Origin of the sequence: Sphingomonas sp. EC-HK361, assembly GCF_902498785.1 — a bacterium.
Classification (GTDB): domain Bacteria; phylum Pseudomonadota; class Alphaproteobacteria; order Sphingomonadales; family Sphingomonadaceae; genus Sphingomonas.
Genome location: NZ_LR701494.1, coordinates 1 through 26049, shown reverse-complemented (window position 1 = coordinate 26049; position 26049 = coordinate 1). Strand labels below are relative to the sequence as shown.

General features: G+C 68.8%; 19 protein-coding genes. 5 read left to right on the top strand and 14 right to left on the bottom strand.

Annotated features, from left to right (window positions below; translation table 11 throughout):
• Positions 1-13 precede the first annotated feature (13 nt).
• From addA to BOS5A_RS07210, 9 genes are all read right to left on the bottom strand, one after another.
• Positions 14-3454: a double-strand break repair helicase AddA gene (gene addA / locus BOS5A_RS07250; RefSeq protein ID WP_151954584.1), complete on the bottom strand. Its 3441-nt coding sequence runs from the start codon at positions 3452-3454 to the stop codon at positions 14-16.
• On the bottom strand, positions 3438-6407 hold the full coding sequence (gene addB, locus BOS5A_RS07245) for a double-strand break repair protein AddB (protein WP_151954583.1): 2970 nt from the start codon (positions 6405-6407) through the stop codon (positions 3438-3440). The genes addA and addB overlap by 17 nt, the downstream gene beginning before the upstream one ends.
• A complete protein-coding gene (locus tag BOS5A_RS07240) occupies positions 6400-7155 on the bottom strand; it encodes a nucleotidyltransferase family protein (protein WP_151954582.1) in 756 nt (251 codons plus the stop codon). The genes addB and BOS5A_RS07240 overlap by 8 nt, the downstream gene beginning before the upstream one ends.
• Complete coding sequence (locus BOS5A_RS07235; protein WP_151955882.1) at positions 7152-8135, bottom strand: aminoglycoside phosphotransferase family protein; 984 nt, start codon at positions 8133-8135, stop codon at positions 7152-7154. Before BOS5A_RS07235 ends, BOS5A_RS07240 begins: the two co-directional genes overlap by 4 nt.
• Positions 8136-8161: 26 nt before the next feature.
• Positions 8162-8602, bottom strand: a complete 441-nt coding sequence (tsaE, locus tag BOS5A_RS07230; protein ID WP_151954581.1) for a tRNA (adenosine(37)-N6)-threonylcarbamoyltransferase complex ATPase subunit type 1 TsaE — start codon at positions 8600-8602, stop codon at positions 8162-8164.
• Complete coding sequence (locus BOS5A_RS07225; RefSeq protein WP_151954580.1) at positions 8599-10950, bottom strand: sensor histidine kinase; 2352 nt, start codon at positions 10948-10950, stop codon at positions 8599-8601. Before BOS5A_RS07225 ends, tsaE begins: the two co-directional genes overlap by 4 nt.
• Before the next feature lie 176 nt (positions 10951-11126).
• Positions 11127-13340: a catalase/peroxidase HPI gene (gene katG, locus BOS5A_RS07220; protein WP_199857273.1), complete on the bottom strand. Its 2214-nt coding sequence runs from the start codon at positions 13338-13340 to the stop codon at positions 11127-11129.
• A 116-nt stretch (positions 13341-13456) separates the two neighbouring features.
• A complete protein-coding gene (locus BOS5A_RS07215) occupies positions 13457-13738 on the bottom strand; it encodes a hypothetical protein (RefSeq protein WP_151954579.1) in 282 nt (93 codons plus the stop codon).
• Positions 13738-14736: a glycerophosphodiester phosphodiesterase gene (locus BOS5A_RS07210; protein WP_151955880.1), complete on the bottom strand. Its 999-nt coding sequence runs from the start codon at positions 14734-14736 to the stop codon at positions 13738-13740. The genes BOS5A_RS07215 and BOS5A_RS07210 overlap by 1 nt, the downstream gene beginning before the upstream one ends.
• A gap of 133 nt (positions 14737-14869) precedes the next feature.
• Between BOS5A_RS07210 and BOS5A_RS07205 the strand changes: the two genes are divergently transcribed.
• The 5 genes from BOS5A_RS07205 to BOS5A_RS07185 are packed head-to-tail and all read left to right on the top strand — an operon-like array spanning position 14870 to position 20148.
• Positions 14870-15388, top strand: a complete 519-nt coding sequence (locus tag BOS5A_RS07205) for a 2Fe-2S iron-sulfur cluster-binding protein (RefSeq protein WP_151954578.1) — start codon at positions 14870-14872, stop codon at positions 15386-15388.
• The gene (locus tag BOS5A_RS07200; protein ID WP_151954577.1) at positions 15385-16371 is read left to right on the top strand and encodes an FAD binding domain-containing protein; all 987 of its coding nucleotides are present in this window, start codon (positions 15385-15387) and stop codon (positions 16369-16371) included. The genes BOS5A_RS07205 and BOS5A_RS07200 overlap by 4 nt, the downstream gene beginning before the upstream one ends.
• A gap of 55 nt (positions 16372-16426) precedes the next feature.
• Positions 16427-18640 (top strand): xanthine dehydrogenase family protein molybdopterin-binding subunit, encoded by a 2214-nt coding sequence (locus BOS5A_RS07195; RefSeq protein ID WP_151954576.1) that lies wholly within the window; start codon positions 16427-16429, stop codon positions 18638-18640.
• A 10-nt stretch (positions 18641-18650) separates the two neighbouring features.
• Complete coding sequence (locus BOS5A_RS07190) at positions 18651-19571, top strand: XdhC family protein (protein WP_151954575.1); 921 nt, start codon at positions 18651-18653, stop codon at positions 19569-19571.
• Positions 19558-20148, top strand: a complete 591-nt coding sequence (locus BOS5A_RS07185; protein WP_151954574.1) for a nucleotidyltransferase family protein — start codon at positions 19558-19560, stop codon at positions 20146-20148. Before BOS5A_RS07190 ends, BOS5A_RS07185 begins: the two co-directional genes overlap by 14 nt.
• A gap of 9 nt (positions 20149-20157) precedes the next feature.
• Here the strand turns inward: BOS5A_RS07185 and BOS5A_RS07180 are convergent, their stop codons facing one another.
• The 5 genes from BOS5A_RS07180 to BOS5A_RS07160 all read right to left on the bottom strand — a co-directional run.
• The gene (locus BOS5A_RS07180; RefSeq protein WP_151955879.1) at positions 20158-21366 is read right to left on the bottom strand and encodes an ABC transporter permease; all 1209 of its coding nucleotides are present in this window, start codon (positions 21364-21366) and stop codon (positions 20158-20160) included.
• Positions 21367-21466: 100 nt separating this feature from the next.
• Positions 21467-22186, bottom strand: coding sequence for an ABC transporter ATP-binding protein (locus BOS5A_RS07175; RefSeq protein ID WP_151954573.1), 720 nt, complete (start codon positions 22184-22186; stop codon positions 21467-21469).
• Positions 22179-23570: an efflux RND transporter periplasmic adaptor subunit gene (locus tag BOS5A_RS07170; RefSeq protein ID WP_151954572.1), complete on the bottom strand. Its 1392-nt coding sequence runs from the start codon at positions 23568-23570 to the stop codon at positions 22179-22181. Before BOS5A_RS07170 ends, BOS5A_RS07175 begins: the two co-directional genes overlap by 8 nt.
• The gene (locus tag BOS5A_RS07165) at positions 23570-25039 is read right to left on the bottom strand and encodes an efflux transporter outer membrane subunit (protein WP_151954571.1); all 1470 of its coding nucleotides are present in this window, start codon (positions 25037-25039) and stop codon (positions 23570-23572) included. Before BOS5A_RS07165 ends, BOS5A_RS07170 begins: the two co-directional genes overlap by 1 nt.
• A 114-nt stretch (positions 25040-25153) precedes the next feature.
• Positions 25154-26049 (bottom strand): biotin/lipoyl-containing protein (locus BOS5A_RS07160; protein ID WP_151954570.1); only part of this gene is annotated, 896 nt, incomplete at its 5' end.

Sequence of the window (26049 nt, the reverse complement as noted above, 5' to 3'; positions counted from 1 at the left end):
CGCGGGGTCGCACTCAAGCGCCGGCGGCCAAGCCTTCCTCGCGCGCGGTCAAGCGCGGCTTGTGCGCCTCCAGCATGTCAGGCGGCAGCGTGATGAGGCGGGGCGCGGCGGTATAGAGCAGCGCCGCCTCCACCGTCGCTGCCGGAAAGATTACCTGCAGCGCGGCAGCATAGGCGGCCATCTGGCGCAGGTGATATTCGGGCACTTCCTCGATCCCGCGCGGCACCTGGCGACCCGTCTTGAAATCGACAATGCGCACCTGATTGCCACGCACCAGCAACCGATCGACCGTGCCGGCGACAACCAGCCCGTCGCCGACGACGGCGGTGATAGGCGCCTCAGCGAGCGAATCGGGACCGAAGAGATCGGCCATCGCTGGATCGGCCAACACCGAAAGCACGGCCCCCGCGATTGTCGCGCGCGTGTTCGAATCCTCGACCTGCCCGACTTCGGCCAGCCATCGATCCGCCGCACGTTCGCGATCGGCGGGGGCGATGCCGGGCAGTCGCTCGAACAGCGCATGGATCAGCCGCCCGCGCTCGGCCGCGGCACGCATCGCCGGCGTCGGCGGCGGATCGGGGACCGCGTCGTCGCCGAGCGAGGACGGCGAGAGCGGGCGCGGCGGGCGGGCCTCCTGCGGCGCGGCTGTATGCGCCCAACCGGGCAAGGCGGGCGCCACCGCGACGCTCGGAGCGGCACGCTTGCCCCGCACCGCCGGTTGCGGCGCGCGCCCCTCGAAGTGCCGTTCGCCCTCCACCGTCGGCGCGCCCAGCGCTTCGAGCGCGCGGTCCGCGGCGGCATACCAGCTCGCCTCGGGCGGCACGCCATTCCACTTCGCGCTCAGCGACCCCGCCACGACCAGTCGCTCTTCCGCACGCGTCGCCGCGACGTAGAACAGCCGCCAATGCTCCGCCCGCTCGCGCGCCTTCGCGTCGTCGATCACCGGTGCCAGCGCCTCGATCCGCTCGGCGGTGCGCGGGCGGATGACCGGGATCGCCGCGTCGAGTCCCTCCGGCGTCCAGCGCAGCACCGATCGCGGCGAGGAATCGGGGTCCGACGTCGCGTCGGCCAGGATCACGACCGGCGCCTGCAGGCCCTTCGCCGCGTGCGCGGTCATCACCCGCACCGCATCCGATGGCGCCCCGGCATCGCGCACGATCTCGACATCGCCGCGGTCGAACCAGTCGAGAAAGCGCTGGAGCGACGGCGTGCTCTGCGTTTCGAAGGCGAGACTCGCGTTCAGAAGCTCCTCGATCGGGTCGCGTGCCTCTTCGCCGAGGCGCCGGATGAGCTGGCGCCGCCCGTCGAGCGGCCCCGACAGGATCTCCTCGAGAAACTGATACGGCGTGGTGAAATCGGCGCGCGCCAGCAGGCCGAGCAGGGCCGAAAGATCGATCGCTGGATTGCGTTGCAGATGCCGCCAGAGACTCCCCGAGCGCGGCGCGGCCGCCGCCAGCAGCTGCTCCTGCGACCAGCCGATCAGCGGTGAGACGAGCAGACTCGCAAGGCTCAGATCGTCGTCGGGCTGCAGGACGAAGCGCACCGCGGCCAGCAGGTCCTGCACCGCGAGCGGCGCGTTCAGCCGGAGCCGATCGACGCCCGCGACCGGCACCCCCTCGGCATGCAGGCGGGCGACGAGCAACTGCGCCAGATCGCCGCGCCGCTTGACGAGGATCATCACATCGGCTGGCGTGACCGCGCCGCCACGCAGCGGCAGCCCCTCATCGATCCAGCCGCGCACCATCCTGGCGATCCGCGTCGCATTCTCGCGCACGGCATCGTCGATCCAGCCCTCCTCGTCGTCGCCGGAGCCGCCTGCGACGACGGGCGGCAACAGCGTCACCGTTCCCGCCCCCGGCACCTGGCTCGCATGCGGCTCGACCCCGTCGGCGAGGCCGAGCGCATCGGCGCCGACGGTGTCGATCACCGAATCGACGAATTCCAGGATCGGCTCGGTCGAGCGGAAGGAATGGACGAGCGACAATTGCGCCATCGGCGCGCCGCGCTCGTCATCGGGCATGTCGTCATCGCCCCGCGCCGCGTTCGCCTTCGCGTCGAAAAACACCCGCGCGGCTTCGAAGAATTGCGGATCGGTGCCCTGGAAGCCGAAGATCGCCTGTTTGTAGTCGCCGACCGTGAACAGCGTGCGCGTCGACGGCGCATGGATGCCGCGCCCGACGAAGAATTCGTCCACCAGCGCACGCACGATCGTCCACTGCGCGACGTTGGTGTCCTGCGCCTCGTCGATCAGGACATGCTCGGTCGTCTGGTCGAGCTTGTAGCGGATCCAGTCGCCGATCCCGTCCTGCTGGAGCAGCGCCACCGTCGCCGCGATCAGATCGTCGAAATCGACCGCGCCCTGCGCGCGCTTGGCGGCGGCATAGGCGCGGGCATAGTCGCGGCCGACCTCGAGCGCCGACGCGAGCAGATCGGCATAGGCGGCCTGCACGCGCAGGTTGAGCAGGCGGCCGCAGTGCCCATGCATCCGCATCGCGAGATCGGCATAGGCCGGGTCGGATGGCGCCTGCCCCCTGTCAAATGACCGCGGATCGCCGTCCGCTTTCGCCCAGACCGCATGGAGCTGATCGAGCGTCGCGGCACGCTGCTCACGTTCGGCCGCGAGCCACAGGCCGATCGCGTCGGCGCGCCCGATGCCCCCCTTCGTTCCCCATGCACGGTTGAGCGCAGCGATCGTCTCCAGCGCCTCGCGGTCGATCGCGTCGTCCCCGCACGCGTCGAGGATCGCTGCCTCGACATCGCCCGCGGGCAGATCGAACGCGCGCCGAAGGAAGGGCGGGATACCGGATGGCAACGCCTCCAGCGCGTCGCGGGCCCGCGCGCAGTCGCGCAGGAAGCCTTCCGCCCCCTCCTCGCCCAATCGCAGCGACAGCACGCCGATCGCCTCCACCGGCCCGCTGCGTCCCGCCGCCTCTGCCTCGACGAGCATCGCCGCCAGCGCCTCGCGCGCCAGCAACGTCTCTTCGCGCGCCTCAAGCGGCCGGAAACCGGGCACCAGCCCCGCCTCGACCGGAAAACCGGCGAGCAAACCCTGGCAAAAACCGTGGATCGTCTGGATGCGCAAACCACCGCCCGGCGCTTCGAGCACCTTGGCAAACAGTGTCCTCGCGCGGTCCTTCAGAACAGGGTTTGGACTCTCACCGAGGGCGGAAAGGTCCATGCTCAATTCCGTCGACGGCATCCGCACCCACGCCGCCAGCCGCTGGCTGATCCGCCCTGCCATCTCGGCCGCGCCTGCCTTGGTGAAGGTCAGGCACAGGATCGCAGCCGGATCGACACCGGCGAGGAGCAGGCGGAACACCCGTGCCGCGAGCACCTGCGTCTTGCCCGTCCCGGCCGACGCCGACAGCCAGACATGCGTCGCCGGATCGCTGGCCTGCCCCTGCGCGCCTTTCAGCGGAGGTAGCGGTTTCGCGAAGTCAGCGGTCACGGCCATACCACTCGTCGCGGCGCATCAGCTGGTCGTAGTCGGCAAAGGGCGCGTATTCGGGGACAAGCTTGGCGGTGAAGGACTCGTCCCCGGTCAGCCATTTCCCCGCCGCCTCGCTGAAATTGTGCGCGGCGATCGCGGTGAAATCCTCGGTCTTGATCCGCCCGTATTTTTCGGCCGCGTCGACCGGGGTCGAGATCTTGCCGAAACCATCACCGTCACGCGCCATCGACCAGTATTCGAACGCCATCGCGGTGCCCGCAAGGCCTTCGAACCCGCCACGTTCCGCGATCAACCCCAGCAGCCCCAATTGCTGGCTGTAACCCGCGCGCACCGCCTTGGCGGACGGCGCCGAACCGGTCTTGTAGTCGATGATGCCGAGCGTGCCGTCCGCCAGCCGGTCGATCCGGTCGAACCGGCCGGACAGCGTCACGCCCGCAATCTCGATTCCCCCCTGCCCTTCGGCACGCAGCACGTCGCGCCCCTCTGCCCGGTTGGCGGCGATACGATCGGCGATCCAGTCGATCGCGGCGATCAGGCGCGGCTGCCACAACGCGCGCAGCAGCGGGTGCGCCGCCGGATCGTCGAGCATCGCCAGCGCGCGCGGACGCAGCGCATCGAGCGCGCAGTCATCCTCCTTCGCCCAAGCCTCCAGGACGCCGTGGACTGCGGTGCCGCGCCACGCCGCCGACGGATCGGCATCGATCGCGTCGAGCGGCATCAGCTTCAGCACGCGCCGCGCGTAGAATGCGTAAGGGTCCGCCTTCAGCCGATCGACCTCGGTCACCGAGATCGCGGTAGGGCGAAGCGCGCGCGCCGGCATCGGCGCTGGGCGATCGGCCGGGACATGCTCACCCGGCGCGTCGAGCGCGTGCGTCCAAGCCTCCAGATCGCGCGCGCGCTCGAACCGCTCGCCCGCCAGCGCCTCCAGTCGCAACCACAGTCGCGACGCGATCGCAGGCCCGCGCGCGTCGCGTCGGCTGCGCGTCACCAGCACCTCTGCCGCGCCAAGCGCCTGCCCGAAATCATGCGCCGCGACGCCGATGCGCTGCTCGAGCCCCGCCAGCCCGAGTTCGGCACGGATGCGCGGCGCGAGCCACGGATCGGGCGCAGGCACCGACGGCCAACTCCCCTCGTTAAGTCCACCGAGCACCACAAGGTCCGCGCTCTGCAACCGCGCCTCGATCAGCCCATAGATGGCAAGCCGCGGATGCCCGCCTTGCTGCGGACGCACCGCAACCTCGTCCATCAGCGTGCCGAGCATCGTCGCCAGTGTCTCGGCCGAAAGCCCCGCCGGCCCCCGCGCCGCCTCGCGTTCGAGGTCGGCGAGCATCTCCGCCGCCGCGCGCCCCGCCGGCCCCGCCCAGACCGCATCGCCGGCGAGCGCCGACGCCGCCTCGCGCAGCGCGCCGACCATTTCGGTGAGCGTCCGCGCCGCGCCGAGCGTGCGCTCGACCGGCTCGAGAACCGCCGCCGCTTCCGGCCACCACGCCGCAGCGGCCGCGCGAATGCCGCGCTCGCGCTCCGGGCCATCGGCCAGATGCGCCGTCACACCCGAAAGACCCGGGGCACAGCGCGGTCCGCGCAACGCACGGTCGAGCAACCGCACGCCGTCCGTCCATGCAGCGCGCGTCTCGCCGGATCGAACGAGCGGATGTTTGAGCAGGCTCATCAGCGCGAGCGGCGCGAAGTCCTGCGCGACCGCCTCCAGGATCGCGATCATCAACGTGCCGGGCGGCAGGATCGACAGTGGCCTTCCCGCCGAATCGTCCACCGTGATCCCCCAGCGCCGGCACAGCGCCGCCACGCGCCGCGCGAGCCCGCGATCGGGGGTTACCAGCGCCGCCGTCCGCTCGGGCGCTTCCAGCGCCTCGCGCAACGCAAGCGCGATCGCCTGCGCCTCCTCCGCCGGGGTCGCGAGTTCGGCAAAGGTCACGCCGGTGAGCCGGCGATGCTCGGGCCGGAGATCGCCCCACCGCGCGGTAAGCTCGGGCGGCGCAAGCGCAGCGGCGATGGCGCGTCCGCGCGCGATGCTCGCGTCGAGATCGCTGCCGTCGCGCCAGGTGGAGAACTCGCCCCGCGCAACCCCCATCCGTTCGACCAGCAGCTTCAGCTGGAACTGCGGGTGCGTCTCGATCGATCGCCGGCGCCGCCCGGTGACCGGATCGGGCGCGTGCGGCCCGATCATGTCCCATTCCTCGTCGCTAAGGCCGGTGCCGAGCCCCGCAAGCACGACCAGACCGTTCGGCAGGTCCGCGATGCAGCGCAGCGCCTGCGCGACGGCGGGCGCGGGATCGGATATGCCGGCCGCGCACACGAACCCTTCCGGCGGCGTAGCCTTCCAGCGCTCCGCCATTCGCCGCAGCAGTCGCGAACGTCGGTCCGCCGCATCGATCCGCCCAAGCCGCGCCAGCTCCTCGGGCCAGCGATCGATGACGAGATTGAAGAGATCGAGCGAAGTCTGCCAGTGTCGCGGAAGGTCGGGCGCGATATCGAGGTCGCGCAGCCGCCGCGGCGACACCTCCTCGACCGTCAATTGATCGAGCGTCCGCGCCAGATCGCCGGCGAGCCGCACCGCCTCCGCCCCGTCGATCGGCCGGCCGCCCGCGGCACGCTCGTCCTGCACCAGCCGCGCGAGGATCATCCGCCGGGCGAGCGGATCGATCGCTGGCGACACCGCCTCGCCATCGCCCGCGGGATCGAGCGCCGCCGCGCTTGCCTCTCCCGCCTCGATATCGCCCAGCACCACGAGCCGCGGCAACAGCAACGCCCCCCCGCTCGCGCGCACGAACGCCTGCGTCACCGCGAGCTTGGACCTGTTGTTGGGTAGCAGCACCATGCCGCGTGCGAGGCTCAGTGGTTCGCCGCCAAAGCGCCGGATCAGCCCCGCGACCAGCGCATCCGCGAACGCGCGGTGCGCCGGGATAGTGTAGAGCCGGGGCCGCCGGCCCTCAGCCATCGGCAAGGATCGCCTGCGTCCGCCCGATCGCCGCCGGCGTGCCGACATCGAACCACAGTCCCTGGTGGACGAGGCCGTAGGCGCGCCCCGTCTCGATCGCGCGGTTCCAGAACAAATTTGTGGAGAACGGACCGTCCGGCCAGTCGCGGATGACGCGCGGCGACAGGATCTGGACACCGGTATAGACGAAGGGCGCCAATCGGCCGCTCTGGCGCCGCTTCACGATCCGCCCCTGCGCGTCGAGGTGGAAATCACCCTGCCCGCCGTGATTGTGCGCGCGCGCCAGCGGCACGAGCAGTAGCAGCGCATCCATCGTGGCATCGTCCCACCGCGCAGCCAGCATCCGGATCGCGTCGGTCGGGCCATCGACCCACAGATTGTCGCTGTTGACCACGAGGAACGGGTCATCGCCGATCAGATCACGCGCCTGGACGATGCCGCCGCCGGTCTCCATGAGCCGCCCACGCTCGTCCGACACCGTGACCGCAATCCCCTTCACCCGGTTGGCGAGGTGCGCCTCCAGCGCGTCGGCAAGGTAATGAACGTTGACGATCGCTCGCTCCACCCCGGCAGATCGCAACCGGTCGAATACGTGATCGAGCAGTGCCTTGCCCGCCACCTCGACCAGCGGCTTGGGCCGGGTCGCGGTCAACGGGCGCATCCGCTTGCCGAGCCCCGCCGCCATCACCATCGCGGTCTTCGGCACGGGCGCGCCAGGATCGGGACGGAGATTGACGGGCCGGGTCATGCGCGGGCGTCCGTCCCGCTCAACACCATCGGATCGCCGCGCAGTTCGGGCGGGATGTTCGCGTCGAACCAGTCCGCGACCGGCGCGAGCGCGGGGAAGGACAGGTCGCGCTCGAGATAGGCCCAGACGCGCGGACACATGCCGGGATAGCGCGGCTTGCCGTCGCGCTTCCACAGCCGGGTGAAGATGCCGATGATCTTCGCGTTCCGCTGCGCGCCGAGGACGTGATAGGCGTCGAGGAAATCGTCGCCCTCGCCCGTCGCCTGGCGGTAGCGCGCGAGCATCATGTCCTCCAGCGACGGCTCCACATCGCGTCGCGCATCCTGCAGCAGCGAGACTAGGTCATAGGCCGGATGCCCCGCCAGCGCGTCCTGGAAGTCGAGCAGCCCGAGCACGCGGCCATCGCCGGGCAGCATCAGATTCTCGGCATGATAATCGCGCAGCACCACCACCGGCGGCGCATCGACCCAGCGGCCGAAGACATCGCCCCACGCGCGCGTGTAGCCCGCGACATCGACGTTGAGCCCGATCGCCGGGCAATACCATTCGGTGAGCAGCGCCGCCTCGCGGTGAAGCTCCCGCCGGTCATAGGGCCTGAGCGCCCCTGCCGGGTGCCCGCGCAGCGCGACGAGCAGGTCGATCGCGGCGGCATAGAGATCGGTCGCGGCGTGGGGTGCGGCATCGATCGCCTCGCGCATCCGGGCGTCGCCGAAATCCTCGATCAGGACCAGTCCCGCCGCCTCGTCGCTTGCCAGGATCGCAGGCGCGGGAAAGCCGCGTTCGACCAGCCAGCGCGCGATCGCGAGGAAGGGGCGCGGGTCCTCATGCGGCGGCGGCGCGTCCATCAGCACGGCCCCGCGCTCTCCCATGCGCACGCGGAAATAGCGACGGAATGACGCGTCCCCGGCGAGCGGCAGGATGTCCGCTCCGCCCCAGCCATGCGCGGCGAGAAAGGCAGGCGCGCCCGCAGGCGGCGTCATATCAGGGGTCGCCGCTCCCGGCAGCGTCAGGCTTTCCATCGGCCTTCCCATGCCGCTGGCCGCACCCAAGTCAAGCATCGTGCGCCGTCCGGTTCGATCGCCAGCGTCAGCGCGAGCGCGTCGGGCCATGCGTGGGCCCCCGCACGCTCCGCCCACTCGATGAGCAGCACGGAATCCGCGCGTGCCTCGTCCAGACCAAGCTCCTCGATCTCGGCAACGGCGTCGATCCGGTAGAGGTCGATGTGCAGCACCGGCATCCGCACTTCAGGCGGTTGATAGGGCTGGACGATCGCAAAGGTCGGGCTCGGCGCCTCGCCTGCTAACCCGAGTGCGGCGAGGAATCCGCGCGCGATGCTCGTCTTGCCCGCGCCGAGCGGCCCGGCGAGCGTGATGACGTCCCCCGCCCGCGCCACCCGTGCGAGGTCCGCTCCGATCGCCTCGGTGGCTGCCGCGTTCTTCAGGATCATCGCCGCGGCAGCTCGATCGTGACGAGCGTCCCCGCGCCGGGTTCGCTCACCAACTGCACCGTGCCGCGGTGCGCCTCGACGAACTGCTTCGCAAGCGGCAGGCCGAGGCCGAGCGCGCGCTCGCCCTCGCCCGTCACACCCGGCCGTGCGAAGCGATCGAAGGCGTGCGCCACGGCATCCGCATCCATCCCGGCGCCATCGTCGGACACCACGATCCGCGCCCGCGTCGCGCTGCCGTCGGCGTGGAGCAGCACACGACCGCCCTCTGTAACCGCGCTGATCGCGTGGCGCAGCAGATGCTCGACCGCCTGCCGGATCCGCTTCGGGTCGCCCGAGGCGCGCCCCACCGTGCGCGAAATCTCCACCACGAAATCGACCTTCCGGCGCGTCGCCAGCGGCATCAGCGTATCGACGGCGGCACGCGCCACGTCGCCCAGATCGATGTCCTCGCGGGTCAGCGCCGCATTGGCCTCCGACTGGGTGAGGTCGAGCACATCATCGACCAGCACGCCGAGCCGCTCGACCGAATCGAGGATCGCCTCGACATAGCCGTCCGCGTCCTTTGACAGCTTGCCGGCATAGCCGCCGTGAAGCATCTCCGCGAAGCCGCTGATCGAGGTCAGCGGCGTGCGCAGTTCGTAGCTCATGTTCGCGACGAACGCGGTCTTCACGCTGTCCGCCGCCACCAGCGCTTCGTTGCGGTCGCGCAGCGCCTGCTCGATCCGGCGGCTGTCGGAAATATCGAGCATCGTGAAGAGCGCGTTGCCATCCGGAAGAGGGACTGCGGCGAACTCGAAATGCCGCCCATCGGCAAACGCCACCCGTCCGCCGCGCTGCTGGCGATCGATCGTGGCGGATCGCACCAGCTCGCCGATCAGCGACGCGCGGGCAGGGTTGGCGAGACGATCCGCAGCGGCCTGCGCGAAGGTATCGACGCGCGGATGCGCGCTCAGGAACTCCTCCTCGAACCCCCACAGCGCCCGGAAGCGGTTGTTCCACAGCTGCAAGCGGCCGTCCGCCGCGAAGACGCCCAGCGCCTCGAACAGATTGTCGAAGGTCGCGGTGCGCACCCGCAGCAGCGTGTCGCGCGCGCTCGCCAGCTGCACCTGCTCGGTCCGGTCCTCGAAGATCAGCAGCAGGCCGCCATCGGGCAGCGGCTGCGCGACGACGCGAATGTGCGTGCCGCCGACGAGATGCCACGTCTCCTCGATCGCGCCCTCTGCGGGCACGAACCAGTCGCGCCGCTCCGCCTTCCATCCGGGAAAGTCGCGCACTTCCGGCAGCCGGTTCGCCTCGCGCATGCGATCGAGCACGCGGTCGAACTCAGGACGGTCGGCCAGCCATTCGGTGCGCATCGCGAACATGCGGCGAAACGGCTGGTTGCAGAAGATGAGGCTGCGATCGGCGCTGAACTGCGCGACCCCCGCCGACAGCCGGTCGAGCATCGCGCGCTGCGCCTCGCCGAAACGGACCAGCCGCCCCTGCGCCTGCTCCAGCTCGTCGATATCGAGCGCGAACCCGGCGACCCCGCCGGTCGGCAGCGGCACGTCGATCACCCGCATCATCCGCCGCGCGCCGTCGATCGTCACCGGCACCGCCTGATCGTGCGGTCGCCCGCCCTCCTTCGCTGCTGCCGCCCCGGCAAGCGGCCCGCCCGCGCCGACCGCCTCGACCAGTTCCAGCCCGCGCGCGATGACCTCCCCCGCATCACGCGCCTCGACCGCGGCGACATACGCGCTGTTCACCATCGACAGCTTCAGGTCGCCGCCGCGATACCACATCGGCAACGGCGCCGCCTCGATCAGCCCGGTCAGCGCATCATAGGCCTGCGCCAGCCCGTCGCGCTCGTCGCGCAGCCGCGCCATCCGCGCCTCGCTGTCGGTCGCGTCGAAGACCCAGATCACGACCGCGCCCGGCGTGCCGAAACCATCGCCTGCCCGCGCGCCGCGGAGCACCAGCGTGCGAGCACCGCCCTGCGGGATGATCACAAGCGAGAAGTCGCGCCCCGCCGTGCGCGCCGCCTCGACCCCGCGGGCGAGCGCAGCGTGGTCCTCCGCGCCCAATCCGGCACTGTCGCCGCGCAGCCCGCCAAGATCGGCCGGGGCACGGTCGAAGCCGAAGACCGTCGCCAGCGCGGGCGCCATGTCGATCCGCCGATCCGCGCGAACGGTGAACGCCATCGCCGGCGCGCTGGCCAGCAGCGCCGCCAGTCGCACGTTCGTTTCCTCCGCCGCAGCCGTCGCCTCGCGCAGGCGCAGTCCCTTATAGAACAAAATCCCGGCGCCAAGGATGAGGAGCGCCAGCAAACCGCCGCCCAGCGACACGGCAATTACCGACAGTTCGACCAAGCCAGCCCCTCTTGCGCCCGTATGCTTACCATCTGGCGGGTACTACGTGCGCTCGCCTTCTGCCAGCCACGATCCGCAGATGCCGCTCATCGCGCATCCATTTAGCGGCAAAACGGAATCCGGCGCACCGCGCCAGACCCCGTCCCTGTCCGCCCGGTGCGACCCGAAGCGTGGCGTCAGCGCAGGTCGAACCGGTCCGCGTTCATCACCTTCGTCCAGGCGCGAACGAAGGCGTTGACGAAGTGGCCTTCCGCATCCTCGGTGGCATAGGCCTCGGCGAGCGCGCGCAGTTGCGAGTTCGACCCGAAGACCAGATCGACCCGCGTGCCGGTCCATGTCTGCTCGCCCGTCTTGCGGTCCCGGGCAACGAAGGTGCCGTCATCGACCTTCGCCCATGTCATCGTGAAGCTGGTGCCAAGCAGATTGCGGAAGAAGTCGTTGGTCAGCTGTCCCGGCCGGTCGGTGAACACGCCGTGCCGTGACCCGCCATGATTGGCGCCCAGCACGCGCAGGCCGCCCACCAGCACCGTCATCTCGGGTGCGGTCAGGCCGAGCAGATGCGCGCGATCGACCAGCAGTTCCTCGTCGGAATAGACCGAGCTTTCGCCGACATAGTTGCGGAAAGCGTCGATGCGCGGCTCGAGCGGATCGAAGGACTGAGCGTCGGTCTGGTCCTGGCTCGCATCGGTGCGGCCCGGCGTGAAGGGCACCGTCACGTCATGCCCCGCATCCCTCGCGGCTTTCTCGACCGCTGCCGAACCGCCTAGCACGATTACGTCGGCAAGGCTCACGCCCCTGCCGAAATCGCGCTGGATACCTTCCAGCACCGACAGCACCTGCGCCAGTTCGGCTGGCTCGTTGACCGTCCAGTCCTTTTGCGGCGCCAGCCGGATCCGCGCGCCGTTGGCCCCGCCGCGCTTGTCGGTGGCGCGGAAGCTGGATGCGGACGCCCACGCCGTCTTCACCAGCTGTGAAACGCTGAGCCCCGATGCGAGGATACGCTGCTTCAGATCGGCGACGTCGCCATCGCTCATCGCAGCGCCAGTCGCGGCAGGCACGGGGTCCTGCCAAAGCCGCGGTTCGGCCGGCACTTCCGGGCCGAGCAGGCGGACGAGCGGACCCATGTCGCGATGGGTCAACTTGTACCATGCCTCGGCAAAGGCCTTCGCGAACTGATCGGGGTTCTCGTAGAACCGGCGCGAAATCTTCTCATAATCCGGGTCGAAGCGCAGCGACAGGTCGGTGGTCAGCATCGTCGGGCGATGCATCTTTGTCGGATCATGCGCATCCGGCACGTCCGCCGCCGCGTCCTTCGCGACCCACTGCTTCGCGCCGGCCGGGCTCGTCGTCTGTTCCCATTCGTTCTCGAACAGGTTCTTGAAGAACAGGTTCGACCATTTGGTCGGCTCCTGCGTCCACGTCACCTCCAGCCCGCTGGTGATCGTATCGCCGGCATTGCCCTTGCCGAAGCTGTTGGCCCAGCCAAGCGCCTGCATCTCGATGCCCGCGCCCTCCGGCTCGGCGCCGACATATTGATCGGGCACCGCGGCGCCGTGGGTCTTGCCGAAGGTGTGACCGCCGGCGATCAGCGCGACCGTCTCCTCGTCGTTCATCGCCATGCGCGCGAACGTCTCGCGGATGTCCTTTGCTGCGGCAACGGGATCGCCGCTGCCGTTCGGGCCTTCGGGATTGACGTAGATGAGCCCCATCTGGACCGCGGCGAGCGGGTGGGCGAGGTCGCGGTCGCCCGAATAGCGCTCATCGCCCAGCCATTCGCGCTCGGCGCCCCAGTTCACGCTCTGGTCCGGTTCCCACACATCGACCCGGCCACCGCCAAAGCCAGCAGTCTCGAAGCCCATCGATTCCAGCGCGACATTGCCGGTGAGAACCAGCAGGTCGGCCCAGCTGAGCTTGCGCCCATATTTCTGCTTGATCGGCCAGAGCAGCATGCGCGCCTTGTCGAGGTTCGCGTTGTCCGGCCAGCTGTTGAGCGGGGCGAAGCGCTGCTGCCCAGCGCCCGCGCCGCCGCGCCCGTCGCCGATGCGGTAGGTGCCGGCCGCGTGCCACGCCATGCGGATAAACAACGGGCCGTAATGGCCGAAATCCGCCGGCCACCAATCCTGCGACTCCGTCATCAGCGCGGTGATGTCGGCCTTTACCGCATCGAGGTCGAGCGACTTGAACGCCTCGGCGTAATCGAACCCATCATCCATCGGATCGCCCGAGGGCGGGTTGGTGTGGAGGACCGAAATGTCGAGCTGATTGGGCCACCACAGCCGGTTGGTCATCTCGAAGAGGACGGCGGCGCCATCGACACGCGCGCCCTGAATCGCGCCGTCCTTGGTCGGCCCACCCGATGCGCCCATGGGGCACTGGCTCTCGGCGTTCATCGCATCTCCAATCATTTCTGCTCGGGGTTATCGAAGGGCGATCCTCGACCCACACCGCTGATCTGTCCAATCACTTAAAGTCATGAGACTGATCGAGTGACGCAGCATAGCGTCGACTATTGGTCCACCGCGGCCTGATAGCCGTCATAGCCCTGGCAGCTCTGCGGATCCTTGCGGCAGCGCTTCTCGTAATCGCGGCGCTCGCGTCCTTCGCGCGCTTCCTTCTTGCGCATCTTGCGGCCGTAGTTGCGATCGGCCTCGTCCTGGCTCGTCGTCGTCCAGTCGACCACCTGTCCTGCCGCCTGGAAGGGTGCCTTCACCACGCTCGCCACCGTTTTCACGCACCCGCCAAGGCCGAGCGCCAGCGGCAAGGCCAGAACAATCAGCATCTTACGCATTACTCGTGCTCCCCGCGCCCGCCATTACGGACCTCAACTCCCAATGCCGTAAAATCGGTGAAAAAGCCATCGATGCCCTGCGCCAGCGCGGCGCGGATTTCGCCCACCACGTCGCCCGCACCGCGCGGATTGATCCCCTTGCGAAACCGGGAGGGCAGGAAATAATTCTCCGCGCGGTAGGTCCAGGGATGGACGCGCAGCCCCGCCGCATGGGCGTCGGCGACGAGCGCGGTTGGCGCGTCCCCGTTCCACAGCTGCGCCTTGTTCGGGCCGATTCCCCAGGCATAGCGCGCGATCGCTCTCAACCCGTCAGCGGTCGTCATCGCGGCGTAGCTCGGCGCGGCGCCGTCCGCAGGCCCGCCCGCGCCATCGACGAGCTGGATCAGGCGAATTTTCGTGAGCGTCGCGATATGCTGCAGGTTCTTCACCTCGAACGACTGGATGAACACCGGCGCATCGGCCGAGTCCCACCCCGCGTCGCGTAGTTGGTTCACCAAAAGCGTGTCAGTCGGATGGTCGATGCTCGCGAAATAGGTCGGATGCTTGGTTTCCGGATAGATGCCGATCGTGCGCCCTGTCACCTTCGTGGCGCGCTTGGCGAGCGCGATGATCTCGGCGAGCGTCGGAATTTCGAACCGGCCGTCGAACTTCGCATTGGCCGGGCGCAGCAGCGGCAGGCGCTCCTTCGCGTGCAGCGTCTTCAGCTCGGCAAGCGTGAAGTCCTCGACGAACCAGCCGGTGTGTTTCTCCCCGTCGATCGTCTTCGTCGTCCTGCGGTCCGCGAATTCGCGGTGCCCGGCGACGTCGGTCGTATCGGTGATGTCGTTTTCGTGCCGCGCGACGAGGATGTCGTCCTTCGTCGGCACGAGGTCCGGCTCGATGAAGTCCGCGCCTTGCTCGATCGCGAGTTCATAGGACGCGAGCGTGTGTTCGGGGCGCAGCCCGCTCGCGCCGCGGTGCGCGATGACGATCGGGGCGGAAAGCGCGTTGCTGGTCATCGGCGCAGTCTGCGCCGCGACAGGCTGCGACGCCAGCGCGATGAAGACGAGGCCAGTGACCGGGCCGGTGAAGCGGATTGCGGAAACCAACCGGCGCGAAAGCGTTTCGAAAGCGAACTCCAAGGGGCGAGCCATGCATTTCACCATCAACGGCGCGACGCTGAACGCCGAACCCGACATCCGCGCCTCGCTGCTCGACGTATTGCGCGAACATCTGGGGCTGACCGGCACCAAGAAGGGCTGCGACCACGGCCAGTGCGGGGCGTGCACGGTGCTGGTGAACGGGCGGCGGATCAATAGCTGTCTCACGCTGGCGGTGATGCATCAGGACGATGACATTATGACGATCGAGGGACTTGGCACGCCCGACAATCTCTCGCCCATGCAGGCGGCGTTCGTGAAGGCTGACGGCTATCAATGCGGCTATTGCACACCGGGGCAGATATGCTCGGCGGTCGGCATGCTGGATGAGGTGGCGAAGGGCTGGCCGAGCCATGTTTCGGCCGACCTGGCCCGTCCCGGCTTCGACGACGACGAGATTTCGGAACGGATGAGCGGCAATCTGTGTCGCTGCTCGGCCTACCCGAACATCGTTGACGCGATCCGCGAAGTTGCCGCGGCCGACACCGGGCTTGCGGAGGCGGCGGAATGAGGACGTTCGATTACGCGAGGGCCGACAGCCCCGAAGCCGCGGTCCGGGCCAGCGGCGCGGGCGTGAGGTTCATCGCGGGCGGCACCAACCTGCTCGACCTGATGAAACTGCAGATCGAAACCCCGACGAAGCTCGTCGATATCAGCCGGCTCGATCTGGCCGGGATCGAGGAGCGCGGGGATGGCGGGCTGACGATCGGCGCGCTCGTTCCGAACAGCGATCTCGCCGCCGATCCGCGCGTCATCGCGAAGTATGAAGTATTAGCGCGCGCGTTGCTCGCTGGCGCATCGGGGCAGCTGCGCAACAAGGCGACGACGGGCGGCAATCTGCTCCAGCGGACGCGCTGCTGTTATTTTTATGACATCGCCGCGCGCTGCAACAAGCGTGACCCCGGCAGCGGTTGCGATGCGCGCGACGGGTTCAACCGTATCCTCGCGGTGCTGGGGACGAGCGAACAGTGCATCGCGACCCATCCCGGCGACATGCCCGTCGCGATGCGCGCGCTCGATGCGACGATCCTGACGCTCAAGCCGGACGGCGACCGGCGGCGGATATCGATCCACGATTTCTACCGCCTCCCCGGCGAAACGCCCGAGATCGAGACCGTGCTGGAGCCGGGCGAACTCATCACCCATGTCGAGCTGCCCGCCCCCGTCGAGGGTGCGCGGCACCTCTACCGCAAGGTCCGCGACCGCGCGTCCTATGCCTTCGCGCTTGTTTCGGTCGCGGGGGTGGTGCGGGTAGCGGAGGGGAAGATCGCCTCCGCTACCCTCGCTTTCGGCGGACTCGGTCCAATGCCCTGGCGCGACGAGGGCGTGGAGGCGGTGCTGGTCGGCGAGGCGCCGGGCGACGACGCGTTCAACGCCGCGGCCGATGCGCTGCTCGCCGATGCACGCGGGTTCGGCGCGAACGATTTCAAGATTCCGCTGATGCGCCGCACGCTCATTGCGTCGCTGCGGCAATTGACGGGGATCGCAGGATGAATCCCCGCATCGCAGGCACCGAAACGCGCGCCGTTCGTCGGCAGGAGAACCGGGCATGACCGAATACCGCATGGACGCAGCGCATGAGGGCCTGGCGCTCGATCGCGGGGTGCAGGGCGTGCTCGGCCAGCCGATCGACCGCAAGGACGGCCCCGCCAAGGTCGCCGGCGCCGCGACCTATGCCGCGGAGTTCGCGTTCGACCGGCCGATCGCCTACGGCGTCGCGATCACAGTCGCCGCAGCCAAGGGCCGGGTGACGCGGATCGACACGGGAGCGGCGGAACGCCTGCCCGGTGTCCTCGCCATCATCACCGACGATCCGCGCCTGCCGCGCGAAAGCCCGCTGATCCGCGCCGAGATGATGAACCGCGTCACCGGCACCTTCGAAAGCTATGGCGAGATCGTCGGCGTCGCCTTTGCCGACAGTTTCGAGGCCGCACGCGCTGCGGCGCTCGCGGTGGACGTCGTCCATGTCGCGGAGAACGGCGACTACGCCATGATGGCGAACGCCGACGCAGCGAGCGGGCCGGCGGAGGGCGCGATGCTGCCTGACGTCGTGAAAGGCGATCTCGACGCCGCGATGGCGTCCGCCGATGCCGCGATCGACGTCACCTACGACACGCCGCGCCAGGTCCATGCGGCAATGGAGCCGCATGCGGCGATGGCGGACTGGAACGGCGATACGCTGACGCTCTACGGCTCGATCCAGCTCTTCGGCTTCGCGCAGGGCATGATCGCGAAGTCGCTCGATCTGGCGCCGGACAAGCTGCGGATCATCTCACACTATATCGGCGGCGGATTCGGCGGGAAGATCGGCGGGCCGGAAACGGTGCTTGCCGCGATCGGCGCGCAGCGACTCGGCCGGCCATGCAAGGTGTCGCTGACCCGGCAGCAGCTCTTTCATTCGGTCTATGGCCGGTCCGACACGCAGCAGCGGTTGCGCCTCGCGGCGAACAGCGAAGGCACGCTGACCGGGATCGGGCAGGACAGCCATGTCAGCCAAAAGCCGGGCGGCGGCTTTTTCGAGCCCGTGGCGCTCGGCTCGGTCGGGCTCTACGCAGCGCCCGCGCGCCGCTTCACGACGAAAATCGTGACGCTGAACCTCACCCCCACCGGCGCGGTGCGCGCGCCGGGCGAGGCGGTGGGGATGATCGGGCTGGAATGCGCGGTGGACGAACTTGCCGAGAAGCTCGGGATCGATCCGCTCGAACTGCGCCGCCGCAACGAGCCTGAGGTCGATCCGACGAGCGGCAAGCCCTTTTCCTCGCGTCGCCTGCTCGATTGCTTCGACGAGGGTGCGAAGGCGTTCGGATGGGATGCGTGGAACCCCCAACCCGGCGCGCGGCGTGAAGGCGAATGGCTGATCGGACTCGGCATGGCGACCGCGGCGAGGGTCAATTTCCTAGCGGACTCGTCGGCCCGCGTGCGGCTGTCGGGCGATGGCCATGCGACCATCGAAACCGACATGACCGATATCGGCACCGGCACCTACTCGATCCTGGCCCAGGTCGCGGGCGAAGCGCTTGGCCTGCCCGTCGATCACGTGGACGTGCGGCTTGGCGACAGTGACTTCCCGACCGGCGCAGGGTCGGGCGGGTCGTTCGGCGCCGCCTCCAGCGCATCCTCGGTCGCGCTCGCGTGCGAGGATGTCGTTGCGGAGATCGCGAAGCGTATGGACGCCAAACCGTCCGACATGACCCTGAAGGACGGCCACGCCATCGCCGGCAATCGGCGCGTCGCGCTGTCCGATCTGGTCGGCGACGCGCAGATCGAAGCGATCGGTACGATCCATCCGGGCAAGAACAACAGCAGCTTTTCGCAAGCCACCCACGGCGCCCAATTCGCCGAGGTCCGGGTCAATGCGGTGACCGGCGAGACGCGTGTGAAACGGATGCTCGGCGTCTTCGATTGCGGCCGTATCCTCAATGCCAAGACCGCGCGCAGCCAGGCGATCGGCGGGATGATCTGGGGTCTGGGCTATGCGCTCCACGAACATGCCGTCGTCGATCAGCGCACCGGCGCGTATGTGAACCGCGACCTCGGCGAATATCACATTCCCGCAAATGCCGACGTCCCCCAGATCGAGGCGTCGTTCGTCGAGGAGATCGATCGTCACGCCAACCCGGTCGGCGCGAAGGGGATCGGCGAGCTCGGCATTTCGGGTGCGGCGGCGGCGGTCGCCAATGCGATCTACAATGCGTGCGGGGTCCGGGTGCGCGATTTTCCGATCACGCCCGACAAGCTGCTCGCCGGCCTGCCCGATCTCTGAAGGACGCCTGATGGCCGAAAATGATACCGTCCTCGCCGCCGCCAGCGCATGGAAGGGCGAGCCGCTGGCGCTTGCGACCGTCGTCTCCACCTGGGGATCGGCGCCGCGCCCACGGGGCAGCCATATGATCGTCCATGCCGACGGCCGTTTCGAAGGGTCGGTGTCGGGTGGCTGTGTGGAAACGGATATCCTCGCGGCCGCCGCCGGTGTCATCGCCGGCGAACCCTTTCAGCTCAAGACATATGGCGTAGCGGACGCTGCCGCGTGGGAAGTCGGCCTTCCCTGCGGCGGCGAAATTTCGGTGCTCGTCCAGCCTGTGTCGGCCGAGGGCTTTGACCCCGAACTGTTCGATCGTATCGCGGAGGCGCGCGACGCGGGACAGGCGCTGACCGTCACGACCGATCTCGATAGCGGCCAGAGCTCGCTGCGCCCCCTTGAGGGCTCGGCCTTCGTCAACCGCTACGATCCGCCGCGGCGGCTGCTGATCGTCGGCGCGGTGCAGATCGCGCAGAGCCTCGCCGCCCTCGCGCAGACGCTGGGAATCGAGGTCCTCGTCATCGATCCGCGCGCGCGCTTCCTGACGAATGAACGCTTCCCCGGCGTCACCCTCGACGATCGCTGGCCCGATGAGGCGGTCGCCGCCTATGCTCCCGGCCCGGCGACCGCCGTGGTAACGCTCAGCCACGACACGAAGATCGACGACCCCGCGCTTATTGCCGCGCTCGCCGCACCCACCGCCTATGTCGGTGCGCTCGGTTCACGTCGCAGCCATGCCGCACGGCGCGAACGGCTCGCCGCGGCGGGTGTATCGGAAACCCACCTCGACCGGATCGACGCCCCCGTCGGGCTCGATATCGGCGCGGTTGGCCCGTCCGAAATCGCGCTGTCGATCGCCGCCGCCATGATAGGAGCCTTCCATGATCGCCGCTGAGGATGTTGCCCTCGTCCTGCTCGCCGCGGGGCAATCGACCCGCTTTCCCGGCGGCAACAAGCTGGAGGCGGAGTTCCTTGCCCAGCCGGTCGGGCTGCACGTCGTTACCGCGCTCGAGGCGGTGCCGTTCCTCGCGCGCTTTGTGGTCACGGACGGGACAAAGTTGCATTTCGCCGCGTGCGAGGTCATCCACAACGACGCGCCGGAAATCGGCATGGCGCATTCGGTGAAACTCGGGGTCGCGCGCGCAGCGCAGACCGAGGCGAAGGCGGTGCTGATCGCGCTCGCGGACATGCCGCGCGTCACCGCGACGCACATCTACCGCCTGTTCGATGCGGTGGAGGGCGACGACGCGGTCGTCACCTCGAGCGACGGGGTGAACCCCTGCCCGCCCGCCGTCTTCGGCCGCGGGCGGTTCGGCTTCCTCCAGTCGCTGAAGGGCGATCAGGGTGCGCGCGACCTCGTCCGTGCCGGCCGCCACGTCGTCACCAGCCCCGCGGAGCTCATCGACATCGACACGCCCGAAGACCTGGAACGGCTGATGCAGCTCGTCCACGCCCCCGAACGGCGGGGGTAAGCGCCGCGCCTATTCGTGGCGCAGCGCGTCGATCGGGTTGAGCGCCGCCGCCCGCCGCGCGGGGAAATAGCCGAAGACGACCCCGATCACGGCGGAGATCGCAAAGGCGATCAGGTTGATCCGCACGTCGAAAATGAAGGGCACCTGCATCAGCGGCGCGATCGAGATGATCGCGATCTGTGCGATGACGAGTCCGATCAGCCCGCCAAGGCACGACAGCGCAACCGCCTCGACCAGAAACTGCAGCAGCACCTCGTTCGCGACCGCGCCGATCGCGAGCCGGATGCCGATCTCGCGCGTCCGCTCCGTGACCGAGACGAGCATGATGTTCATGATCCCGATCCCGCCGACGACCAGGCTGATCGCGGCCACCGCAGCGACGATGCGGGTCAGGAGCGTCGTCGTGCCGGTAAGCGTATCCGAAATCTGCTTGGTATCGAAGATGTTGAAATCGTCGTCCTTGCCGGCTTCCAGATGGCGAAGCTGGCGAAGCAGGCTGGTGAGCGATGCCTGCACCTGTGTGGTGTCATAGGCCTGATCGACGCCGACGAGGATGGCCGCGATCTTGTCGTCGCCGGTCAGTCGCCGCTGGACGGTCTTCAGGGGCATGAGCACTGTATCGTCCTGATCGCCGCCGAACCCGGCCTGCCCCTTGGTCGAAAGCGTCCCGATGACGGTGCAGGAAATATCGTTGACGCGCAGCCGCTTGCCGACCGGATCGGTGCGCGCGAACAGGTTCTTGACCACCGTATTGCCGAGGATGCAGACCGCCTTGCCCGCTTGCTCCTCTGCCGGTTCGAAGGTGCGCCCGGCGGTGAGTGGCCAGGGCTGGACCTTGAAATAGGCGTCGGTCGTGCCGTTGACCGTCGTCGTCCAGTTCGCGCCCGAATAGATCGCGGTGACGCTGCGCTGCACCTGCGGGGCGACCGCGGTGACGCCGTTGATCTGCCGGCGGATCGGCTCGAGATAATCGTCGGTCAGCGGCGGCGGCGGCGGACCACCACCACCGCGCCCGAACCCCTGGCCCGGCCGCACCTGAAGGATGTTGGTGCCGAGCGCGGCGATCTGCGTCTGCACCGCAGCCGTCGTCGCCTTGCCCAGCGTCACCATCGTGACGACCGCGCCGACGCCGATAACGATGCCGAGAATGGTCAGGAACGACCGCAGCAGATGCCGCCGGATCGACCGCAGCGCGAGGATGACGGTGGTGCCGAGCATCAGCGCCCGACCCCGCATGCCGTTTGCCCTGAGCGAAGTCGAAGGGCCGCGCAGCGGCTTCGACGTCGCTCAGCCCAAACGGAAATATGCCCCGATGATGTCACGCGCTCACCGCCTCACCCTGGACATGCCGGGCTTCGATCCGCTCTACCAATCCGTCCTTGAAGTGGACGACGGTGCGCGCGAACGCGGCCATGTCGGGTTCGTGGGTGACCATCAGGACGGTGATGCCGGCCGCCCGGTTGAGATCGGTCAGCAGTTCCATGATCTCGACCGAGCGTTCGGAATCGAGATTGCCGGTCGGCTCGTCCGCCAGCAGGACGTCGGGGCTGGTGACGATCGCGCGGGCGATGGCGACGCGCTGCTGCTGGCCGCCGGACAGTTCGGCCGGCGTGTGATCCCACCAGTCCTTCAGGCCCACCTTGTCGAGCGCGGCCATCGCCGCCTCACGCCGCGCCTTCTTCTCGTCGCCGCGGTAGAGCAGCGGCAGCTCGACATTCTCCAGCGCCGACGTACGCGAAAGGAGGTTGAAGCCCTGGAAGACGAAGCCGAGATATTTGCGCCGCAACAACGCGCGCTGATCGCGGTCGAGCGCCTCGACATGATGGCCGCGGAACAGGAACGTGCCGGCGCTCGGCACGTCGAGACAGCCGAGGATGTTCATCGTCGTCGACTTGCCCGAGCCTGACGGCCCCATCACCGCGACGAAATCGCCGGCGGCGATGTCCAGATCGACACCCTTCAGCGCCTGGAACTGCGTCGCGCCCTCGCCATAGGTCTTGGTGACGCCGCGCAGACAGATGAGCGGCGCGTCAGCCACCTGCACCGCCCCCGCCGCCACGCTGGCCGCCGCCCTGCCGGCGACCGCCGCCGCGTGACGAGGACTGATCGCCGCCGCCGGCAAGTTGACCGGTGATGACCTGCATTCCCGGCTTGAGATCGCCCGAGAGGACTTCGGTCTGCGTGCCGTCGGTATCGCCGGTGGTGATCTGCACCGCCTTGGGCTGGCCGTCCTCGCCCTTCACATACACCGTCTGGCTGCCGCCGCGCCCGATCGTCGCGGTGCGATCGGCGCGGTTGCCGCGGCGCGGACGGAAGGTGAGCGCACCCGTGATCCCGCCGCTGCCTTGCGCGCTCGAAGGCCCGTCGCTCGTCGGCTTGAAGCGCAGCGCGGCGTTGGGGACGAGGAGGACGTTCTTCTTCGCCGATGTCACGATATCCGCCGTCGCGGTCATCCCCGGGCGCAGCTCCTGCGTCGGGTTCGCGACCGACAGGTCGGCGGCATAGGACACGACCTGGCTGGTCGAGGTGCTGGTCGTCGTCGTGGACGAGCTTGCCGCCTGCACCGACAGGTTCGACCCGACATCGACCCGCGTGATCGTCGCCGGGAAAGTCTTGCCGGGAAAAGCGTCGACGGTGAACGACGCGCTTTGCCCCTGCTTCACCGATCCCACGTCCGCCTCGTCGATCGCGACTTCCAGCTTCATCTTGGTAAGGTCTTCGGCGATGACGAACAGCGTGGGGGTGTTGAACGACGACGCGACGGTCTGGCCGGGATCAACCTGGCGGGCGAGGACGACGCCGTTCACCGGGCTCTTGATGATCGCCCGTGCGCGCTGGGTCTGGCTCTGCGCGAGCGTCGCCTGCGCCGCCACGACGTTCGCCTGCGCGACCTTCAGCGCCGCGTTCGCGCGCTGCGCATCGGCGCGCCCGGTCTGGAGCTCGGTCTTCGATGGCACCTTGCCGCCCGACAGCTTGTAGACTTCCTCCAGCCGCGCGAGCTGCGCCTGTGATTCCGCAACTGTCGCGCGCGCCTGGTTGACGCTCGCCTGGTTGGCGGCAAGCTGCGCCTGACCCTGCCGAATCTGGTCGTCGAGCTGCTCGGGATCGATCTGGGCGAGCGGCTGACCCGCGGTCACCCGGTCGTTCACGTCCACCAGCACCTGCGTCACCAGCCCCGAAAGCTGCGACCCCACCGTCACCTGATTGGTCGGCGCGAGCTTGCCCGTCGCCGACACCGTCGTCGTCAGGTCGCCGCGCTCGACCGGGGTCGTCGCATAGTCGGTCGCCGCCGCCCCGCCCAAGCAGCTCTTGAGCAGCAGCAGAAGCAGGATGACGCCGACCGCGACCGCCCCCCATTTGGCATAGCGACGCCACGCCGGCTGCGGCTTCACACCCAGAAATTCATCGGTTTCGTCGGCCATCAATTCTGTCCCGGGGTGGTGACCCGCGGCGGGGCCGTGGGTGTCGTGGTGGCATCCCAGCCGCCGCCGAGCGCGACATAAAGCGCGACGAGTGCGGTCGCCTTGTCGGACCGGGCCTGAACCAGCCCGTTGCGCGCCGAGATCAGCGCGGCCTCCTGCGTGTTGAGCGTCGTGAAATCGGTCAGGCCGGTGCGATACTGGCTGCGCGCAAGGATCGCCGAATTGTTCGACGCGTCATAGGCGATCGCAAACTGCTTCTCGCGCTCCTCGGCGCTCCGCATCGCGACGACCGCATTCTCGATATCCTCCAGTGCGGTCAGAACCGTCGACTTATAGGCGGCAAAGGCCGCGTCGGCGGCGGCCTCGTTCGACCGCACTTCCGCGCGCAACCGCCCGCCGTTGAAGATCGCCTGAGTCAGCCCCGCGAACAGCCCGCCGGTGATCGTGTCGAGGATATTGCCGAAGCTGGTCGCATTGGCGTCCAGACTGCCGCTGATCGCGAGCGCTGGGTAAAGCTGGGCCTTGGCGACGCCGATATTGGCCGTCGCCGCGGCGAGGTTGCGTTCGGCTGCGCGCACGTCGGGACGCTGGCGAAGCGCATCGGCGGGGATGCCCGCCCCGACCGTCGCGGGGCCGCGCGGGATTGGCTTGGGCGCAGCGAGCAGCGGCTTCAGCGCACCCGGCGCCTGCGCGGTCAGCACGCCGAGCCGCGATACCGCCGCATTATATTGCTGTTCGATCTGCGGGATCGACGCCGCGGTCTGTGCGCGCGTCGCGCGCGCCTGCTCGGCATCGACCGACGAGACGAGCCCGGCCTGCACGCGGTATCCGGCGATCTCCAGATTGTCGTCCTGGATGACAAGGTTCGCCTGCGCGTTCGCAAGCTGCGCCTGATACGCGCGCGCCAGCACATAATTCTGCGCGACCTCGCTCTCGACCGACAGCAGCACCGTCGCATAGTCGAAACCGGACGCTTCATATTGCGCGCGGCTCGCCTCGACCGTGCGCCGCACCTCGCCGAAAAGGCCGACCTGATAATTGGCGTCGAGCCCGAGTGAGAAGCTGTTGCGCCCACCGCCGCCGGCCGTCGTCACCGTGCCATCGGGCAGCGTGATCGTCGTGCCGCCGCCGCGCAACGGCTCCGACCGGCTATACCCCGCAGAGCCGTTGAGACTGGGCAACAGGCTCGCCCGGCTGACCACGAGCGCCTCGCGCGCCTGCCGCAGCCGCGCGACCGCTTGCGCGACGTCGAGATTGGCGGACGCAGCCTGCTCGACGAGCTGGCCCAGGACAGGATCGTCGAATTTGCTCCACCAGCGCGTCAGATCCTCACGCGTCGGCGCAGCAGTGACCGAATAGGCGTCGGGCACGCCCAACTCCGCGGCGCTCTTCGGACGGTAGTCCGGGCCAACGGTGCAACCCGCCAATGCCGCGGCGCTTAGGAGCAGGGAACGGGTACGAAACGTCATTGCGTCATGGATGACCACCACACCGGCCGTCGTCCAGCGCTTTTGTGTCGCAATGTGTGACGATATCTGCGGCTTCGTTCAGAACGACGGGATGCCACCTCCCGTCACCGGTATCTATTCCAGCTCCAGGATGACCTGATCGACGCTGAGGCTATCCCCCGCCTTTGCCGACAGCGACTTCACCACCGCGGACTTCTCCGCGCGCAGGATATTCTCCATCTTCATGGCCTCCACGACCGCGAGCGGCTGGCCGGCCTCGACCTTGTCGCCCTCGCTCACATCGAGCCGGACGAGCAGCCCCGGCATCGGCGCGATCAGGAACTTCGACAGATCGGGGGGCACCTTCTCGATCAGATGCTCGGCATGTGGCGCGATCCGCGCAGGGAGAACGCGCACGGCGTGGCTCGCGCCGCGCGTCGTCAGTCGGAACCCGGTGCGCGTGCGCGCCAGCTTGACCGACAGCACGCCGTCGTCGGTATCGACCGAAACCAGCCGGTCGCCGGGGGTGTATTCGATCCCAATTTCCAGTTCGTAGCCATCGACGACGATCCCGTCGGTCGAGATGCTGACCGCATGATCGATCTTGCCCGCGCGCACGACCCAGTCCGCCGGCGGGCGTAGCCGTTGCCCGAGCTGCCCGTCCGCACGCCGAGCCCGGTCCGCCTCGGCAGTCGCGGCGAAAGCGGCGACCGCAGCCAGCGTTTTCAGCAGGTCGCCCGATGCGGGTGCGCCGTGGAACCCGTCGGGATATTCCTCCGCGATGAAGCCGGTCGTGATGTTGCCCGATCGGAAGCGCGGATGCTGCATCAGCGCGGACAGGAAATCGAGGTTGGTCCCCGGCCCCTCGATCTCGAACGCGTCGAGCGCGGCGATCTGGGCATCGATCGCTTCCTCTCGCGTGGGCGCCCAGGTGATGAGCTTGGCGATCATGGGATCGTAGAACATCGAGACTTCGCCGCCCTCGCGCACGCCGTCATCGACGCGGGTGTGGGCCTCCCCGCCCTCCCACC

Bases quoted from the DNA above. Each gene is read 5' to 3' on its own strand.
- BOS5A_RS07185 (WP_151954574.1), top strand. From the start codon at position 19,558: ATGATCGCCGCTGAGGATGTTGCCCTCGTCCTGCTCGCCGCGGGGCAA.
- BOS5A_RS07170 (WP_151954572.1), bottom strand. From the start codon at position 23,570: ATGGCCGACGAAACCGATGAATTTCTGGGTGTGAAGCCGCAGCCGGCG.
- BOS5A_RS07215 (WP_151954579.1), bottom strand. From the start codon at position 13,738: ATGCGTAAGATGCTGATTGTTCTGGCCTTGCCGCTGGCGCTCGGCCTT.
- BOS5A_RS07165 (WP_151954571.1), bottom strand. From the start codon at position 25,039: ATGACGTTTCGTACCCGTTCCCTGCTCCTAAGCGCCGCGGCATTGGCG.
- BOS5A_RS07180 (WP_151955879.1), bottom strand. From the start codon at position 21,366: ATGCTCGGCACCACCGTCATCCTCGCGCTGCGGTCGATCCGGCGGCAT.
- addB (WP_151954583.1), bottom strand. From the start codon at position 6,407: ATGGCTGAGGGCCGGCGGCCCCGGCTCTACACTATCCCGGCGCACCGC.
- addA (WP_151954584.1), bottom strand. From the start codon at position 3,454: ATGGCCGTGACCGCTGACTTCGCGAAACCGCTACCTCCGCTGAAAGGC.
- BOS5A_RS07205 (WP_151954578.1), top strand. From the start codon at position 14,870: ATGCATTTCACCATCAACGGCGCGACGCTGAACGCCGAACCCGACATC.
- BOS5A_RS07240 (WP_151954582.1), bottom strand. From the start codon at position 7,155: ATGACCCGGCCCGTCAATCTCCGTCCCGATCCTGGCGCGCCCGTGCCG.
- BOS5A_RS07235 (WP_151955882.1), bottom strand. From the start codon at position 8,135: ATGACGCCGCCTGCGGGCGCGCCTGCCTTTCTCGCCGCGCATGGCTGG.
- BOS5A_RS07190 (WP_151954575.1), top strand. From the start codon at position 18,651: ATGGCCGAAAATGATACCGTCCTCGCCGCCGCCAGCGCATGGAAGGGC.
- BOS5A_RS07195 (WP_151954576.1), top strand. From the start codon at position 16,427: ATGACCGAATACCGCATGGACGCAGCGCATGAGGGCCTGGCGCTCGAT.
- BOS5A_RS07210 (WP_151955880.1), bottom strand. From the start codon at position 14,736: ATGACCAGCAACGCGCTTTCCGCCCCGATCGTCATCGCGCACCGCGGC.
- katG (WP_199857273.1), bottom strand. From the start codon at position 13,340: ATGAACGCCGAGAGCCAGTGCCCCATGGGCGCATCGGGTGGGCCGACC.
- tsaE (WP_151954581.1), bottom strand. From the start codon at position 8,602: ATGATCCTGAAGAACGCGGCAGCCACCGAGGCGATCGGAGCGGACCTC.
- BOS5A_RS07200 (WP_151954577.1), top strand. From the start codon at position 15,385: ATGAGGACGTTCGATTACGCGAGGGCCGACAGCCCCGAAGCCGCGGTC.